This is a genomic window from Sphingomonas sp. CV7422, from assembly GCF_027945725.1.
Classification (GTDB): domain Bacteria; phylum Pseudomonadota; class Alphaproteobacteria; order Sphingomonadales; family Sphingomonadaceae; genus Sphingomonas; species Sphingomonas kyungheensis.
In genome coordinates this window covers 2,413,256-2,430,347 of the sequence record NZ_CP115900.1, presented here as the reverse complement: position 1 = coordinate 2,430,347, position 17,092 = coordinate 2,413,256, and the positions used below count along the sequence as shown (strand labels likewise).

Annotated in this window: 9 protein-coding genes; 4 read left to right on the top strand and 5 right to left on the bottom strand. The window is 68.9% G+C overall.

Annotated features, from left to right (window positions below; all coding sequences use genetic code 11):
* Positions 1-36 precede the first annotated feature (36 nt).
* Together PBN85_RS11620 and PBN85_RS11615 are read left to right on the top strand one after the other, a co-directional pair.
* On the top strand, positions 37-1,464 hold the full coding sequence (locus PBN85_RS11620; protein ID WP_271299096.1) for a M20/M25/M40 family metallo-hydrolase: 1,428 nt from the start codon (positions 37-39) through the stop codon (positions 1,462-1,464).
* Between the two features lie 67 nt (positions 1,465-1,531).
* Positions 1,532-3,367: a DUF885 domain-containing protein gene (locus tag PBN85_RS11615; protein ID WP_271299095.1), complete on the top strand. Its 1,836-nt coding sequence runs from the start codon at positions 1,532-1,534 to the stop codon at positions 3,365-3,367.
* 28 nt (positions 3,368-3,395) lie between these two features.
* Here PBN85_RS11615 and PBN85_RS11610 read toward each other — a convergent pair whose 3' ends face one another.
* Together PBN85_RS11610 and PBN85_RS11605 are read right to left on the bottom strand one after the other, a co-directional pair.
* Positions 3,396-5,039, bottom strand: coding sequence for a M28 family peptidase (locus PBN85_RS11610; protein WP_271299094.1), 1,644 nt, complete (start codon positions 5,037-5,039; stop codon positions 3,396-3,398).
* 48 nt (positions 5,040-5,087) lie between these two features.
* The gene (locus PBN85_RS11605) at positions 5,088-5,570 is read right to left on the bottom strand and encodes a hypothetical protein (RefSeq protein WP_271299093.1); all 483 of its coding nucleotides are present in this window, start codon (positions 5,568-5,570) and stop codon (positions 5,088-5,090) included.
* A 232-nt stretch (positions 5,571-5,802) separates the two neighbouring features.
* On the opposite strand from PBN85_RS11605, the gene PBN85_RS11600 reads away from it, so the two are divergent.
* On the top strand, positions 5,803-8,820 hold the full coding sequence (locus PBN85_RS11600) for a TonB-dependent receptor domain-containing protein (RefSeq protein ID WP_271299092.1): 3,018 nt from the start codon (positions 5,803-5,805) through the stop codon (positions 8,818-8,820).
* 100 nt (positions 8,821-8,920) lie between these two features.
* Positions 8,921-10,174, top strand: coding sequence for an aspartyl/asparaginyl beta-hydroxylase domain-containing protein (locus PBN85_RS11595; protein WP_271299091.1), 1,254 nt, complete (start codon positions 8,921-8,923; stop codon positions 10,172-10,174).
* A gap of 17 nt (positions 10,175-10,191) precedes the next feature.
* On the opposite strand, the gene PBN85_RS11590 is transcribed toward PBN85_RS11595, so the two are convergent.
* The 3 genes from PBN85_RS11590 to PBN85_RS11580 all read right to left on the bottom strand — a co-directional run bounded on the left by PBN85_RS11590 (position 10,192) and on the right by PBN85_RS11580 (position 17,076).
* Positions 10,192-12,807: a M1 family metallopeptidase gene (locus PBN85_RS11590; protein ID WP_271299090.1), complete on the bottom strand. Its 2,616-nt coding sequence runs from the start codon at positions 12,805-12,807 to the stop codon at positions 10,192-10,194.
* A 145-nt stretch (positions 12,808-12,952) separates the two neighbouring features.
* Positions 12,953-14,659, bottom strand: coding sequence for a GH39 family glycosyl hydrolase (locus PBN85_RS11585; protein ID WP_271299089.1), 1,707 nt, complete (start codon positions 14,657-14,659; stop codon positions 12,953-12,955).
* Between the two features lie 137 nt (positions 14,660-14,796).
* Entirely contained in the window at positions 14,797-17,076 is a 2,280-nt protein-coding gene (locus tag PBN85_RS11580) for a glycoside hydrolase family 3 N-terminal domain-containing protein (RefSeq protein ID WP_271299088.1), read from the bottom strand.
* Between the last annotated feature and the right edge of the window lie 16 nt (positions 17,077-17,092).

Here is a 17,092-nt window from a genome sequence, read left to right as displayed (position 1 = left end):
CGTGCATTATGGTCTGCAATCGTTGGGGGACATATCATGAGACTGGGGCATCGGATCGTGTTCGGGGCGGCGGCGCTGGCCGTGCCGCTGGCGGCGAGCGCGCAGGTCGCGCCCGCCCCGCCATCGACGCTGCGACCCGATCAGCAGGCGTTCCGCGCGCTCTACCAGGAGATGGTCGAGACCGACACCAGCATCACCACCGGCAGCTGCACCGCGCTCGCCGACAAGGTGGAGGGGCGGCTGAAGGCGGCGGGCTATACCGACGCGGCGATCACGCGCTTCGCCGTGCCCGATCATCCCAAGGAGGGCGGCATCGTCGTGGTGCTGCCGGGCTCGTCCAAGACGATGAAGCCGATGCTGATGATCGGCCATATCGACGTCGTCGTCGCCAAGGCCGAGGACTGGACGCGCGATCCCTATAAGATGGTCGAGGAAAACGGCTATTTCTACGGCCGCGGCACGTCCGACATGAAGGCGATGGACGCGATCTGGGTCGATTCGATGATCCGCTTCAAGCAGAGCGGCTATACGCCCAAGCGGACGATCAAGCTGGCGCTCACCTGCGGCGAGGAGACCAGCTGGGCGTTCAACGGCGTCAAATGGCTCGCTGAGAACAAGCCCGATCTGATCGCGGCGGAATTCGCGCTCAACGAGGGCGGTGGCGGTCGGACCGACGGCAAGGGACGGCTGGTGATCGCCAACATGCATGTCGGCGAGAAGGCCGCGGTCAATTACCGGATCGAGGCGACCAATCCCGGGGGCCACAGTTCCGCGCCGGTGCGCGACAATGCGATCTACGAACTCGCCGACGCGATCGGCCGGATCCGCGACTATGACTTTCCGGTGCAGATGACCGATACGACGCGCGCCTATTTCCGCGTCGCGGGCAAGGCGCGCGGCGATGCGATGGGCGCGGCTATGGTCAAATTCGCCGCCGATCCCACCGACCATGCGGCGGAGGCGCTGCTCAACAGCGACAAGAGCTATCATTCGATGCTGCGCACCACCTGCGTCGCGACGCTGCTCGACGGCGGCCATGCCAACAATGCGCTGCCGCAGCGTGCCGGGGTCAACATCAACTGCCGCATCTTCCCCGGCGTCTCGTCCGATGCGGTGCGCGCGACGCTGGCGACGGTCGTCGCCGATCCGCGGATGACGGTGAAGCAGGTCGACGATCGCGGCCCCGCCGCGGTGCCGCCGCCGCTCGATCCCAAGATCGTCGGGCCGGCGGAAAAGCTGCTCGCGCGTTATTATCCGGGCGTTCCGCTGGCGCCGCTGATGTCGACCGGCGCGACCGACGGCATCTATCTCGAGGCGATCGGCATCCCCTCCTACGGACCGCCGGGCCTGTACGGCGATCCCGACGGCAATGGCGCGCACGGACTCAACGAGCGGGCGATCGTCAAGGCGGTCTATAGCGGGCGCGACTATCTCTACGACCTGATCAAGGTCTACGCCGGCTGAGGCTGCTGCCTCCTGCTGGCGCCGACCTCCCTTTGCCCGCTGCGGCTATCCTCATCCGGAGACCCATGTGATCCGATCTTCCCACCGCGCCGCGATCCTGGTCCTGCTCGCGGCGCCGACGCTCGCCGCCGCACCCGTCGCGCCGCCGCAGGCCATTGCGCCCGCCGCGGCCGCCGACGATGCGCGGCTCTACGCCTTCCTCGATCAGGAATTCGCCGCCGAGCTGCGCGACCGCCCGCAGCTCGCCACGCAATTGGGCATGAAGGAAGGCCAGGACCGGCTCGACGACATCAGCGACGCCGCGGCCCTGCGGCGGCTCGTCGCGCGGCGGGCGAGCGTCGCACGGATGAAGGCGCAGTTCGTGCGCGCGCGCCTGTCGCCCGCGGCGCAGGCGAATTACGACATCTGGGCGTTCGAGCTCGATCGCGCCGAACTCGCCTACCGTTACCGGCAATGGTCGCCGCCCTTTTATTCGTTCCTCTATTCGCTGCACGCGCAGCTCCCCAATTTCCTGATCAACACGCACACCGTCCAGGATGCCGCCGACATGCGCGGCTATATCGCGCGGCTGCGGGCGATCCCGGCGGTGCTCGACGAAGCGATCGCGCAGAGCCGGGTGTCCGACCGCGCGGGCATTCGCGCGCCGCGGTTCGAGATCGAACGGGTGATCGCCGGCAGTCGCGCGATCGTCACCGGGGCGCCGTTCGACGCCGGCACCGCCTCGCCCTTATGGGCCGATGCGCAGGCCAAGGTGTCGCGCCTGCAGACCGCGGGCAAGATCACCGCGCCCGAAGCGCAGGCCCTGCTCGCCGACGCGCAGGCGGCATTGCTGACGATCCGACCCGCCTATCAGCGGGTGATCGCCTGGGCGGACGGCGACCTCGCCACCGCGCCGTCGGGACGGGTCGGGGCGCTGACGTTGCCCGACGGCCAGGCCTGGTATGCGGCGGCGCTGAGGCTCAACACCACCACCGACCTCACCGCCGACCAGATTCACCGCATCGGCCTCGACGAGGTCAAGCGGATCGAGGGCGAACAGGATGCGCTGGCGCGGCAGGCGGGCTTTGCCGACCGGGTCGCTTATTATGCGGATCGCGCCAGGCGCCGGCCGCCGCAGCCGTGGACCGACGCCTCGCGCGCCGACTATCTCCGCAACGCCAACGCCGTGATCGCGCGCAACCGCACCTTGCTCGCGCCGCTGTTCGGCACGTTGCCCGAATATCGGATGGAGGTGGTGCGCGAACCCTCGTTCAGCGAGGTCGCGGGCGGCGCCGCGCATGCCGCCGGGCCGAGCCGCGACGGCGCGCGACCGGGCCGCGTCTACGTCCATCTGCTCGGCACCACCGACGATCCCTCGCCCGACGCGATCGTCGACCTGATGTGCCACGAAGGCGTGCCCGGCCATGTCATGCAAGGCGACATCCAGGTCCGGCAGAGCGGCGGGCCGAAGTTCCGGCAGGCGACGCGCTATGTCGCGTTCGGAGAGGGCTGGGGCCTCTATGCCGAGGCCTTGTGCAAGGAGATGGGCGCCTATCCGGACGTCGCGTCGGATTTTATGCGGCTCGAGGCGGAGCTGTTCCGCGCCGCGCGCCTGGTCGTCGATACCGGGCTGCATGCGCAAGGCTGGAGCGAACAGCAGGCGGTCGACTATATGGTCGCGAGCGGGCGCGCCTCGCCGGATCAGGCCCGGTCGGAGGTGCGCCGATACATCACGCTGCCGGGGCAGGCGACCGGATACAAGATCGGCATGCTCAAGATCATCGAATTGCGCCGCAAGGCCGAACGCGCGCTCGGCCCGAAGTTCGACATCAAATCCTTCCACGATCTGCTGATCGGCACCGGCTCGCTGCCGCTGTCGGTGCTCGAACGGCAGGTCGACGACTGGATCGCCGCGCGCGCCTGATCGCGCGGCGGGGCGGCGGAGCGGTGCCTTAGCCGCCCGGCCGCTGCGCCGCGCTCGCGTCGCGGACCGTCTTGAACTCGGAGCCTGCGTTCCACGTCGGCCAGACGTCGCCCGCCGCCAGATCGAAGCCGATGCGGCGCAGCAGATCGACGTCCGCCGCGGCGCCGTCCAGCTTCCAGTCGCGCGACCAGGCGTCGCAGGTCTGGTGGTAGCAGCGCATATAGTCGTCCAGCCAGCGCTGCCCCGCGGCGCGGCCGCCCGTGACCAGATCCGGCGCGCCGCTGATCGCCATCAGCAGCAGCGTCGGCACGCCGCGCCGCGCCAGCGAGAAATGATCGGCGCGGTAGAACAGGCCCCGTTCGGGCAGGGCCTCCGGCGTCACCGTGCGGCCCTGCGCCGCCGCGGCGGCGGTAAGGCGCGCCTCGAGCGCATTCTGGCCGGCGCCGACGAGCAGCACGTCACGCGACGGCCCCGCCGTCTGCAGGATGTCGAGCGTCAGATTGGCGACCGTCTTCTCGACCGGAAACAGCGGATGCGCGGCATAGGTTTCCGAGCCGAGCAGGCCGCGCTCCTCGCCGGTCCACAGCGCGAACACCTGCGTCCGGGCGGGGCGGGGCGCCTTGGCGGCGGCGCGGGCGATCGCGAGCACCCCGGCGACCCCGAGCGCATCGTCATTCGCGCCGGGCCGGATCCGTCGCCCCGACGCATCCGGCGCGCCCTCGCCATAGGCGTCCCAATGCGCGCCGTAGATCACCGTCTCGTCGGGACGGCCCTGTCCGGTGCGTTTGGCGATGACGTTGCGGCTTTCGGCGCGGGTCACCGCGACCGGCAGATCGGCGGAAAAGCCGCTGCCCTTCAGCGTGACCGGCCGGAAGTCCGCGCGCCGCGCCGCGACCTTCAGCCGGGCGAGGTCGAGCCCGGCGTCGGCGAACAATCGGGTTGCGGCCTCACCCGCGATCCACCCCTGCAACGTCACCCGCGACGCGGACGGCGCGGCGACATCGTAGTTCTCGCCACCGGGTGCGGTGACGGTGGCCCAGCCATAGCCGGCGCCGGCGGTGTCGTGGACGATCAGCGCGGCGACCGCCCCCCGCCGTGCCGCCTCCTCGAACTTGTACGTCCAGCGGCCGTAATAGGTCATGCGCCGATTGCCGAAGCGGTCGAAGGCATCCTCCCCGGCGGTCGCTTCGAAATCCGGATCGTTGACGAGGAAGACGGCGACCTTGCCCGTGAGGTCGACGCCCTTGAAATCATCCCACTGCCGCTCGGGCGCGCTGACGCCATAGCCGACGAAGACCATCGGCGCGTTCCTCACCGTAGCGCGGTCGACGGGGCGGACGGTCGACAGATAGACGTCGCGCGCGCTCGTCCATGCGGTGCCGTTGGCGGTGACGGCGCCGGCGCCGAGCCGGGTGCGGATCAACGGCACCGGCTGGGTCCAGCCGCCGTCGGGACCGCCGGGTTCGAGCCCTGCCGCCTTGAATTGCGCGACCAGCCAGTCGACCGTCTTCGTCTCGCCCGCGGTGCCCGGCGCGCGACCTTCGAAGGCGTCCGACGCCAGCACCTTGACGTCGGCGGAGAGGCGGTCGGCCGATATCGCCGGCGCGCCCGGCGTGGCGGCCGCCGCCGGCGCGGCGAGAAGCAGGGCGGCGATAACGGCATGTGATGTCATGGTGATTCGATCCGGAACCAGTGTGGGGGAGCGCGATTCGAGGACCGCTCAGCGCAGGCGACGCACCCGCACCGACCGCCGCCCCGGCGCCGTCGCGACATAGCTGCCCAACGATCCCGCCTTGATCGTCACGGTATCGCCCTGGCGCAGCCCGACCATCGTAGCCTCGGTCGTCTCCCACATGCCAGCCCCTTGTAATGTGAACCGCATCAGCCCGCCCGGCAGACCGGTTGTCGTTTGCAATACGCCGACAAGTTGTTTCAGCGGCTCGTCCGCTTGACCGTCCCCGAACAGGCGAATGGACGGCAGCGAGAAGCCAAACAGATCGCGCTTCGCTTTCTGTACCTCGCCACGCTCCAGCACGACGAAATCCTTCTTCGTCTTGGCGTCATCGATCGCCACCACGGTACGATCGTAACAGGCAAGTCGTTCGGCATCGATTTTGATGGTTCGACAGTCGCTCATCTTTTGCAGCAAGTCCCGGCCGGGCGCTGGATCGGACGCCATGGCAAAGAGGATGATGGACAGCATGACGTACCTTTCAGAAGGAATATTAGGTCAGGGTCTATTAGGTAAATGACGTAGGATGATGGGCGGCAAGATGATACGATGTGACTGAAATGTCACGTTTGATTTGTCTTCGTCACAGATGGGCGATTCAATATTGTGAACGTTTCGCGACCCTGCGACTGATCTGCTGCGACCGGCCAAAAAGGCACGGCGCTGCGCCGACTTACGGGAAGCGGCGATCAAAGGGGTAATTATGACGCGACGCCATCGTTCTTATCTGCTCAACTCGACCCTGCTCGTCGGTGTCGCGCTCGTCGCGTCGCCGGCCCTGGCGCAGACGGCGCCCGCCACGCAGGAAACCCAGCAACAGACGGACGATCCCAATACGCCGCCGCCGGCCGCGGAAGGGCAGGACATCGTCGTCACCGGTACGCTGATCCGCAACCCCAATCTCGTCTCGTCGAGCCCGGTCAACGTGGTCTCCGAGAACGAACTGACGCTGCGCAACGTCAACAATGTCGAGCAGATCCTGCGCGAACTGCCCGGCTCGGTGCCGGGCATCGGCTCGGCCGTGAACAACGGCACCGGCGGTTTCTCGACGGTCAACCTGCGCAACCTCGGCTCGCAGCGCAACCTCGTGCTGCTGGACGGCGACCGGATCGTGCCGGCTCAGTCGGGCGGCAGCGTCGATCTCAACAACATCCCGACCGCGCTGATCCAGCGCCTCGACGTCCTGACCGGCGGCGCCTCGACCAGCTATGGCGCGGACGCGGTGTCCGGCGTCGTCAACTTCATCACCAAGAAGAACTTCTCGGGCATGGAGGCCTCGGCCAGCCAGCAGATCACCGAGAAGGGCGATGCCAATTACTTCCGCGCGGACCTGACCGTCGGCGCGAATTTCGACGACGGCCGCGGCAACGCCGTGCTGAGCCTCGGCTATCAGGAAGCCGATCCGCTGTATCAGGGCGCCCGCGACATCTCCGTCTACGGCATCGATTCGGGATCGGGCGTCGCCTCGGGTTCGTCGCGGACCAGCGTGCCGACGACGCTGACCTTCAATCGTGCGCAGGCCGCGCTCGCCGGCGTGCCGACCTCGGGCAATCTGCAGGTCAATCCGGCCGGCACCGGGCTCGTCGCCTTCTACAACGGCTTCAATTTCAACCCGTACAACATCTTCCAGACGCCGTATAAGCGCTACAACTTCTTCGGCCAGGCCAATTACGAGATCAACGACAATCTCGAAGTCTATACGCGTGGCCTGTTCTCGAAGAATACGGTGCAGCAGATCATCGCCCCGTCGGGCGTGTTCGGCGAAAACCTGACCATTCCGGGCAACAACCCCTATCTGCCGTCGGGGATCCGCGATCAGCTGTGTCTGGCGAACGGCATCGCATTAGGCGCGACCTGCAACACCAACACCGCGATCCCGCTCGGTGCGGTCTATCGCCGGTCGGTGGAGCTCGGGCCGCGCGTCTCGACCTACACGACGACGGTGTTCGACTATAAGGCGGGCCTGCGGCTGCGCTTCTCCGATCACGTCAAGCTCGACGTGTCGGGCGCCTATGGCGAGAGCGACCTCAACCAGTCGCAGACCGGCTACGTGCTGCGCAGCCGTGTCCAGCAGGCGCTCAACGCGACGAACACGACGACCTGCAACAACACGGCCAATGGCTGCGTCCCGGTCAACCTGTTCGGCGCCGCCGGTTCGATCAGCTCGGACCAGGCGAACTTCCTGAGCGGCCAGAGCAGCATCGCCGTCCACACCGCGCTGTCGCAGGCCAAGGCCGTGCTCAACGGCGATTTCGGCACCACCTCGCCGTTCGCCAACGAGCCGATCGCCTTCGCGGCGGGCGGCGAATATCGCAAGTACAGCTACAGCCGCGTGCCCGATGCCTATGCGCTCAGCCCGGGCGAACTGGGCGGTGCGGGCGGTGCGGTGCTGCCCTTCTCGGGCAGCTATGACGTGCGCGAGGCGTTCGGCGAATTGATCGCGCCGCTCGTCGCCGACAAGCCGTTCTTCCACTCGCTGACGCTCGAAGCGGGCGTCCGCTATTCCGACTATAAGGTGCAGGCGACCAACAGTCCGAAGTTCTCGGCGACGACCTACAAGGTCGGTGGCAGCTTCGAGCCGGTCGAGGAGATCAAGTTCCGCGGCAACTACCAGCGCGCGGTGCGTGCGCCCAACATCGGCGAACTGTTCTCGCCGGTGGCGACCGGGCTCGACAATCTGTCGCCAGGCCTCGACCCCTGCGTCGGCGCGCTGCCGTTGACCAGCGCCAATCTGGCGCTGGCGTGCCGCAACCAGGGTGCGCCCGCATCGAGCATCGGTTCGATCAGCGAGCCGATCTCGGGCCAGCCGAACGTCACCGGCGGCGGCAATCCCGACATTCGTCCGGAGATCGCCAAGACCTATACCGTCGGTGTCGTCATCCAGCCGCGCGGCGTGGTGCCGGGGCTGAGCGTCGCGGTCGATTATTTCAACATCAAGATCGAAAACGCGATCGCATTCGCGACCCCGGCGGACATCCTGTCGGCCTGCTTCGGGTCGAGCCCGGCATCGATCACCGCGGCGCAGGCGGCGTCCTCGGCCTGCACCAGCATCCGCCGCAATTCGGCGGACGGCAGCCTCAGTGGCTCGTCCGCGTCGGTCGCCGGCCTGCCGCAGCCGCTGACCAACCGCGGGCGTCTGCGCACCGACGGCATCGATCTCAACGCCAACTACAAGCGCACGCTGGGCGAGATCGGCCTCGACGTGGGCTTCCAGGGCACCTGGACCAACCACAATTACTTCCGTGCGTCGGAGACGTCGTACGATCGTGATTGCGTGGGTTATTTCAGCACCAGCTGCGCCTCGATCCAGCCGGCCTTCGCCTGGAACCAGCGTACCAGCCTGAGCTTCGGTCCGGGCACGCTGTCGCTGTTGTGGCGGCATATCGGTGCGGTGAAATATGAGGCCCTCGCCCCCGACGCCGCGCTGCGTCAGGTGACGACGCCGCTGTTCTCGGGCGTCGTGACCGGGCCGACCCCGCTCGCCGGCGGCACCTACAACTTCAACCGCATCGGTGCGTACAACTACCTCGACCTCAGCGCGCAGGTCGAAGTCAACGACCATCTCACCTTCACGTTCGGCGTGCGCAACATGCTCAACAAGAAGGCGCCGCTGGTCGGCTCCACCGCGGGTTCGACGTCGTTCAACAGCGGCAACACCTATCCCTCGACCTATGACGTCCTGGGACGGCTGTTCAACGTGTCGGGCAAGCTGCGCTTCTAAGCGCTGGCGTCGCACCGATCGTTGCGGAGGGGCGGCTCACTGCGGGCCGCCCCTTTTTTCGTTGATCCCAAGCCCCTGCTGCGCGAGGCTTCTTTAGACAATGACCGACTTATCATCGCGCGCCCGCACCCTGGTGGCCCAGTCGATCGCCGCCCGCGAGCGCGGCGATGCCGCCGGCGAGCGGCAGCTGCTCGATGCCGCCCTGGCGCTCTCGCCCCGGCATCCGCAGCTGTTGAATGCCCGCGGCATGCGATCGCTCGCCGACGGCGCGCTTGCCGAGGCGCTCGGCTTTTTCGCCAGCGCGGCGGCGGAGGATCCGCAGGCCGTCATCCTCTGGATCAATCAGGCGACGGTCCATCGCATGATCGGCGACGACGCGGCGGAGCGCGATATGCTCGAGCGGGCGCTGTCGATCGACCGGCTCAACTTCACGGCGCAGCTGCGCATGGCGGAATTGCACCAGCGGTGCGGGCGCGAGATCGACGCCGCGCAAGCCTGGTCCGGCGTGGTGCAGATGGCCGCAGCGATGCCGGAACGCCCGCCCGCCATCGACACGGTGCTGGAACGCGGGCGCGCCTATCTCGCCGATCATACCGCCGCCCTCGGCCGCCGCATCGACGACGCGCTTGCCGGCAATCCGTCGCCGCGCATGGCCGCCTGCGTCGATCATATGCTGGGGCGTCGCGCCATCTACACCAACCAGTGCGCCGGCATCCATTTTCCGTTCCTGCCGGCGGACGAGTTCTTCGACCGCGCGCTGTTTCCCTGGTTCGCCGACCTCGAGGCGAAGGCGCCGGCGATCCGCGCGGAGGCGCTGGCGCTGGTCGCGGCGGGCGGCGATGCGATCCGGCCCTATGTCCGGCAGGACAAGGGGACGCCGGCGAACAAATGGTCGCCGCTCGACGGCAATGCCGACTGGAGCGCCTGTTTCCTATGGGAATATGGCGAACGGAACGAACCGGTCTGCGCGCTCTGCCCCGAAACGGCGGCCGCGCTCGCCGCCGTGCCGCAGAGCGACATTCCGGGCAAGGCGCCGACGGCGTTCTTCTCGATCCTGAGGCCCCATGCGCATATCCCCGCCCATACCGGAGTGACCAACACGCGAGCGATCGTCCACCTGCCGCTCGTCGTGCCCGAGCCGTGCCGCTTCCGCGTCGGCGGCGAGACCCGTGCGTGGCGCGAGGGCGAGGCCTTCGCCTTCGACGATACCATCGAGCATGAAGCGTGGAACGACAGCGACCAATCCCGTATCGTGCTGATCTTCGACGTCTGGAACCCCCATCTGACCGGGGCGGAACAGACGATGCTGCAGGAGGTCTTCCGGCTGACCGGTCAGGGCGGCACGGCGCCCTGACCGGTCAGCCGCCGGCCTCAGTATCGCGTCGTTCTGATCCGCACCGTCAGGGCGAGCTCGTCCCGCGCCGTCAGCACCTTGCGGCGGACGTCGACCGGCAGGTCGGGATGGTCGCCGAGAAACCGGTCGACGATCTGAAGCGCCGCGGCATCGCGCTGGCCGCCGATGAACGCCTCGATCCACGCGGGCAGGAAGAAGATCCGGCGGTTCTGACGGATCCACTCCAGCCGGTCGAGCGCCGGGCGGAGGAAGGGGAGGGTGAGCGTCGCCTGTTCGATCGTGTTGAACGCGCCGAGGCTTTCGCTCGCCCAGGCTTCGTTGAGCGCCGCATCGTCGAAATAGCGGGTGAAATAGGATGATTTGACGGACCGGTCGGGGGTCGCGGCGCGCGCGACGAAGGCGTCCTTCACCGCCTCGCTCGACTGGTCGAGCCGTTGTTCGCTCGCGTAGAGCGCGGTCGCGTCGGGTGCGCCGATCGCGATCAGGCGGCGGACGATCGCCCAGCGCGTCGGCTGACGGATCGCGGCACCGACCAAGGTCGCCCGGCCGGCCAGCAGGTCGCGCAGCCGCGTCAGCGCGAGCGGCGTGCGCGCGGTCGCGATCAGGCGGTCGAGCGCATCCTTGCGCAGGCCGTAACCGAGGCGAGGATCGTCGATGCGCGCGAGCAGCGCCTGTTCCCAGCGGCCTCTCAGCGGTGCAGCGCCTTCCTCCGGCAAATAGAGGTCGAGCGCGGTGGCGCCGCGCGACAGGATGGTGCGCGAGATCTGCTCGTCGCGTTCGCCGGGCAGATGATCGAGCAGCATGGTGACGTAGCGGGCGGGCGCGAAACGGCCTTCGCGCAGAATGTCCCAGATCGCGCTCCACAGCATGGCGCGCAGCAGCGGGTCCGACACCGTCCCGACCTGCGCGACGATCCAGGCGACGGTGCGGTTATCGGGCAGGAACAGGCCATAGCCCTGATCGTCGTCGTTCGGCCAGACATAGTCCGGCACGGGCAGTCCCGCTGCCGCCGCCACGGTGGCGGTCTGGCCGTCGAAGGTCGCGTCGAGCACCACGTCGGCGCGGTCGCGATAGCCGAGCCGCACGCGCACCTTCATCGGCCACGCGCCGCCCCGGTCGTCCGGCAGCGACCGCGCCGGCCGCTGGACGAGGGCGAGCGAGGCGATGCTGCCGCCCGCCAGCCGGAGCTGCGTGTCGATGCGCGGCAGCCCGGCACGCAGGACATAGTGCTGACCGAAGGCGGTCAGATCGACGCCCGAGGCTGCACCGACCGCGCCGAGCAGATCCTGCCAGGTCGCGTTGCCATAGGCATGGTCGGTCAGGAAGCGGTTGAGGCCGCGACGAAAGCCTGCCTCGCCGACGAGGAAGGCGAGCTGTTTGATGACCGCCGGCGCCTTGTTGTAGACGATCGGGCCGTAATTGCTCTTGGCGGCATCGAGATTGTCGAGCGGCTGCCACAGCGCCTGCGTGCCGCTGGTCGCATCGGCGCGATAGGCGGGCGTCTTGGTCGAGAGCAGGAAGGTGGTCCAGGCGTTGCTCTCCGGCTGGAGCTCGGCCTGGATACGCGCGGCCATATAGGTCGAAAAGCCCTCCTTCAGCCACAGATCGTCGAACCAGCGCATGGTGACGTCGTCGCCGAACCATTGGTGGCTGATCTCGTGGTAGATCGTCGCATCGCGCGCCAGCCGCTGCGGCAGCGTCGGCGGTTCGCGGAAGATGAAGCGATCCTCATTGTAGAAGACGGCGCCGACATGCTCCATGCCGCCGAAGGGGAAGGCGGGCGCGAGCAGCAGGTCGAGCTTGGCGAAGGGGAAGGGGATATCGAACCAGCGGCTGAGCCAGCCGACCGCGGCGCGGTTGGTCGCGATCTGCGCCTCGGCATCGACTTCCGCCCGGCGCGAGGCGCGGCCGTAAAGACTGATCGGGCGCTCGCCCGCGGGCGCCGACGTCCAGCGTGTCCACGGGCCCGCGGCGAATGCGGCGAGATAGGTGGAGATCGGCTCGGTCTCGGCGAACCGCCAGCGGGTGCCGGCGGATGTCGTCTCCTGTCCCTCCAAGGCGCCGTTGGCGATCACCGTCCACCCGGCGGGCGCGGTCAGCGTCCAGCGGAACCGCGCCTTGAGGTCGGGCTGGTCGAAACAGGGGAAGAGCAGATTGGCGTCGGACGGCACGAGCAAAGTGTAGAGATACGTCTGGCCGTCCTTGTCGTCCTGATAGCGGATGATCGCCGCGCCGGAGGCGGCGATCGGCGTCTCGAACCGCGCGGTGACGCGGTTGGCGCCCTTCGTCAGCAGGCGCGCCGGCAGGACCAGATGCCCGTCGGTGCGCGGCCCGATGTGCAGGGGATGGCCGTTGACCGTCAGATCGGCCAGCGTCGGGCCACGAAAGTCGAGGATCAGATCGTCGGCCGAAGCGACCCGATCGAAGCGGATGGCGACGGTGCCGACCGCGACCGCCGCTGCCGTCACGTCGAGCGACAGGTCGTAGTGTAACCGGGTAAGCTGCGTCGCCCGCCGCCGCGCGAGATCGAGCGCGATGCCGCGCCCGAGGCCGGCCTCCGCCGACCTGCCGGCGGCACCGGCCTGCGCTATCGTCCGGACCCCCAGCGGCGCGAGCATGGCGGAGCGCAGCAACGCGCGGCGGGTGTTGAGGAACTGCAGGTCGGCCCCCTGTGGTGGTGGAGAGATATCCCTAACGCGACCGGGCGTCGCCTGTCGATGATCGGGGCATGGCCGTTCGCTCCCGTCGACGGCCGGCGACGAGGAGGGCAGGCGCGGTCTACCCGGCGACCGGCCGCCGTGTCGTCGCACCGGATTGCGCCGCCGGCGTCACCATCAGCAGCGTCACGCCCTGACGCGGCAGATCGAACGCCAGATCGGCCGTCCCGCTGCGCAGCGCCAGCCGGGTCGGCCTTGCGTCGGGCGTCGTCAGCTCCGCCGCCTTGAGCAGGGTCGCGCGCTGCGCGTCGGTCGGCGCGAGCGGCGATCCCATCGCGCGCCATGCGGCGAAGCTGTTCGCGTGGCGGTCGTCGATCCGATATTGCGTCACCAGCGCGCCGCGCGACAGAGCCGGCGGCAGGCGGCGGAGATGCAGACGGACCGCCGCGTCCGGACCGGGCCGGTCGTCGTCGTGATAATGCCAGACGAGCACGGCGAGCGAGCTTTCGTCCCGGCTCGCCACACTGCCGACGTCCGCCGCACCGCGCACGCCATCGCGCATGACGGTATCGAGGTCGAGCTGATGGTCGGATGTGGCGGGCACGTATCGGCCGGTCATCTTGGCGAACAGCTTGAACATGTTCATCACCGGCAGATCGATGCCGTTCGAGGTCAATTGCCGGAAGCCGGCGAACGGCGGCTGATCCTCGAACTCGAACGCCCAGGTCAGGATGCCGGCCAGCGACAGGCCCCGCCGCTGCGCCAGCGCGAGCAGGCGCGGAAACACGGCGGCGGTATAGCTCGAATACATCGTGCCGTTGCGATAGGCGTTGGCCGGCCCCTGACAGGCGGCGCAGCCTTCCGGATCCGACTCGCCGATGATGATCGGCTTGGACCGGAACGCCGGATTGGCGGCGATCGCGGCGAATTCGTGGTCTGCGGCCTTGAGATGGGTGCTGAGGCCCATGCGGACATGGCTGCCGGTCGCGTCGGTGACGACCTCGGGCTGTCCCTTGGCGTGGAAGGAGAGGAAGTCGGTCGGCGTGCCGGCGGCCTGCGCATGCGCCATGAACGCGCCCAGGAAATCGTCACCCGCGCCGGCGCTGTCCGGCCCGCCGACGCGCGCCTCCGGCAGCGCCCGGCGGACGCCGCGGACGGCGGCATCGTGCAGGCGGAAGAATTGCTCGCGGCTGCCGCCCCAATAATATTGCGGCAGGTTCGCCTCGTTCCACGTCTCGAAATACCAGCTGGCGACCTCGGCGCGGCCATAGCGGTCGATGCAATGCCGCACCCATTGGTGGATCAGTTCCTCCCAGCGCGCATAGTCGCGCGGCGGATAGGCCCAGCCGGTGCGCAAGGTGCCGCTGCCCGGCCGCCAGTCATGCTGATAGGGGATCGGCTTGGTCGACATCGCCTCGGGCATGAAGCCGAGCTCGACATAGGGTTTGACGCCGCGCGCGCGATAGGTGTCGAAGATCCGGTCGACGATCGTCCAGTCATAGACCGGGCGCCCGTCCGCATCCTCGCTGTAGATGCCGGTCGACCCCCATTTGAGCGCGGGCGTGCCGTCGCCGGACGTCAGCAGATTGTGCGTGCGGAAATAGACGCGGCCGGGCGCCAGCGCGCCGAGCGTCGCCAGCGTCGTCCGCCCGTCCTTCATCGTCGCGTAATTGGGCTCGTCCGCGCCGAAGAAGCGCCAGACGGGATCGACCGCCGCGCCGGGCCGGCCCGCGTCGACCTCGATCGTCACCGGAAAGGCGGGCGCGGGGGCGGGGCCGGCACCGGCCGGCGCGGTGGCGAGGATCGCAGCGAGTATCAGCCGTTTCATCGTGTCGTGCTCCTGCGGAACCCGATGATGCGGGCCAAGAGCATCATGGTCAACACGGCTGATCTATTTGCCGGTTTCGAGCGGGACGGCCGCTGCCGCCCCGCCCGCCGCACCCCGCGCCCGCCAGGACAGCGCGACTAGCGGGTCAGCGTGAAGCTGCCATGCACGCCGTCGGCCTGCGCCGAGGGCGCGATCCACACGTCGAACAGCCCCGGCTCGACGGTCGGGTGCAGGTCCTGGCCGAGGAAGGTCAGCTGCGCGCGGGTCAGCGTGAAGCGCACCGTCTCGCTGGCACCGGGGGCGAGCGCGAGCCTGCGGAACGCCTTGAGCTCGCGCACCGGCCGGGTGATGCTGGCGACGCGGTCGCGGATGTAGAGCTGGACCAGCTCCTCGCAGGCGCGGCTGCCGGTGTTGGTGATCGTCGCCGCCACCTCGATCCGCCCGTCCCATGCCAGCGTCGCGGGTACCACCGGCACCGCATAGCTCACCTTGCCGTAGGTGAGGCCGTGGCCGAAGGGGTAGAGCGCGGCATTGGGCGACGTCCGCCACTGTGCCTTGTACGGCTCGCGCGGGCCGTCGGGGGCGGGCCGGCCGGTCGCCTTATGCGCGTAATAATAAGGCTCCTGACCGCTTTCGTGCGGGAAGCTGAGCGGCAGGCGGCCCGACGGCCCGACCTTGCCGAACAGCACGTCGGCGATCGCATGCCCGGTCTCCGAACCGAGGAACCAGGTGACGAGGATCGCCGGCGCATCCCGGACCGCGCCCTCCAGCGCGAGGCCGCGGCCGTTCTTGAGCAGCACGACGATCGGCTTGCCGGTCGCCGCGACCGCCTCGGCAAGCGCCATCTGCGGTGCGGGCACGGTGATCGACGTGCGCGACTGCGCCTCGCCCGACATCGTCTCGCTTTCGCCGATCGCGAGCACGACGACATCCGCAGCGCGCGCCGCCGCGACCGCCGCGTCGATGCCGCCGGCGAGCGGCGCCTCGACGCCCGAGCCGAGCGTCACGCTGACCGCGCGCGCGCCCGCCGCTTTGACGCCGGTGGCGAGATCGATCGCCTGATTGTTGTCGCCATAGACGACCCACGGCCCGTTGAGATCGTGCTGGCCGCTCGCGAACGGGCCGATCAGCGCGATCCGCCGCGCCGGATCGAGCGGCAGCAGGTCGCCGTCGTTCTTGAGCAGCACCATCGACTTCTGCGCCGCCTCGCGCGACAGCGCCAGCGCCGCCTTGGTGCGCGAGCGCGCCGTCTCGCGCTTGGCGTCGATGCGGCGGAACGGATCGTCGAACAGGCCGAGCCGGTGCTTGACCATCAGCACGCGCCGGACCGACCGGTCGAGCGTCGCCTGCGGCACCGCGCCTTCGCGGACGAGGTCGGCGAGATGCAGCGCATAGAGGTTCGACTGCATGCTCATGTCGACCCCGGCGAGGAAGGCGAGGCGCGCCGCGTCCTTGCCGTCCCTGGCGAAGCCGGCGGCGATCATCTCCTCGTCACCGGTATAGTCGGAGACGATGATGCCGGGGAACTTCCACTCGTCGCGCAGCACCTGCTGCATCAGCCAGGCGTTGCCGGTCGCGGGCACGCCGTTGATCTCGTTGAACGAGGCCATGCCGCTCAGCGCACCGGCGTCGAACCCCGCCTTGTACGGCGGCAGGTACACTTCGCGCAGCGTCCGTTCCGACAGGTCGACGCTGTTATAGTCGAGCCCGCTTTCCGCCGCGCCGTACGCGGCGAAATGCTTGATGCACGCCATCACCGCGTCGGCATCGGCGAGGTTCCTGCCCTGGAAGCCGCGGACGCGCGCCGCGGCGAACATCTGCCCGAGCAACGTGTCCTCGCCGGCGCCCTCCATCGTCCGGCCCCAACGCTGGTCGCGGGCGATGTCGACCATCGGGAAGAAGGTCCAGTCGATCCCCGCCGCGGCGGCCTCATAGGCGGCCATGCGCGCGGTGCGCATCGCCAGATCGGGATCGAAGCTCGCTGCCTCGGCGACCGGCACCGGAAAGATGGTGCGGTGGCCGTGGATCACGTCGGCGGCGAAGAGCAGCGGGATCTTGAGCCGCGACTGGCGCATCACCGCCTGCTGCATCCGCCGCGCCATCACCGCGCCATTGCCGTTGAACACGCCGGTGAGCTTTCCCGCAACCGCGTCGGCGAGCTGGTCGTCGAAGCTCGGGCCACCGCTCGACGGCGGGTTGAGTCCGGTGGCGATGCCGCCGCTCCACGCCGCGGCGTTGAGCTGCAACTGCCCCGCCTTTTCCTCCAGCGTCATCCGGGCGAGCAGCGCCTCGATCGCGGCGGGCAGGGTCTCGCCCTCCGCGGCGGCGAGCGACGCGCGCGCCGGACTCGCCGCCCATGCGGCGATCGTTCCGGCGCCGAGCAGCGCCGCGCGCCGCGAGATGGTGAAGTCGCTCATATCCAGGTCGTCCCCT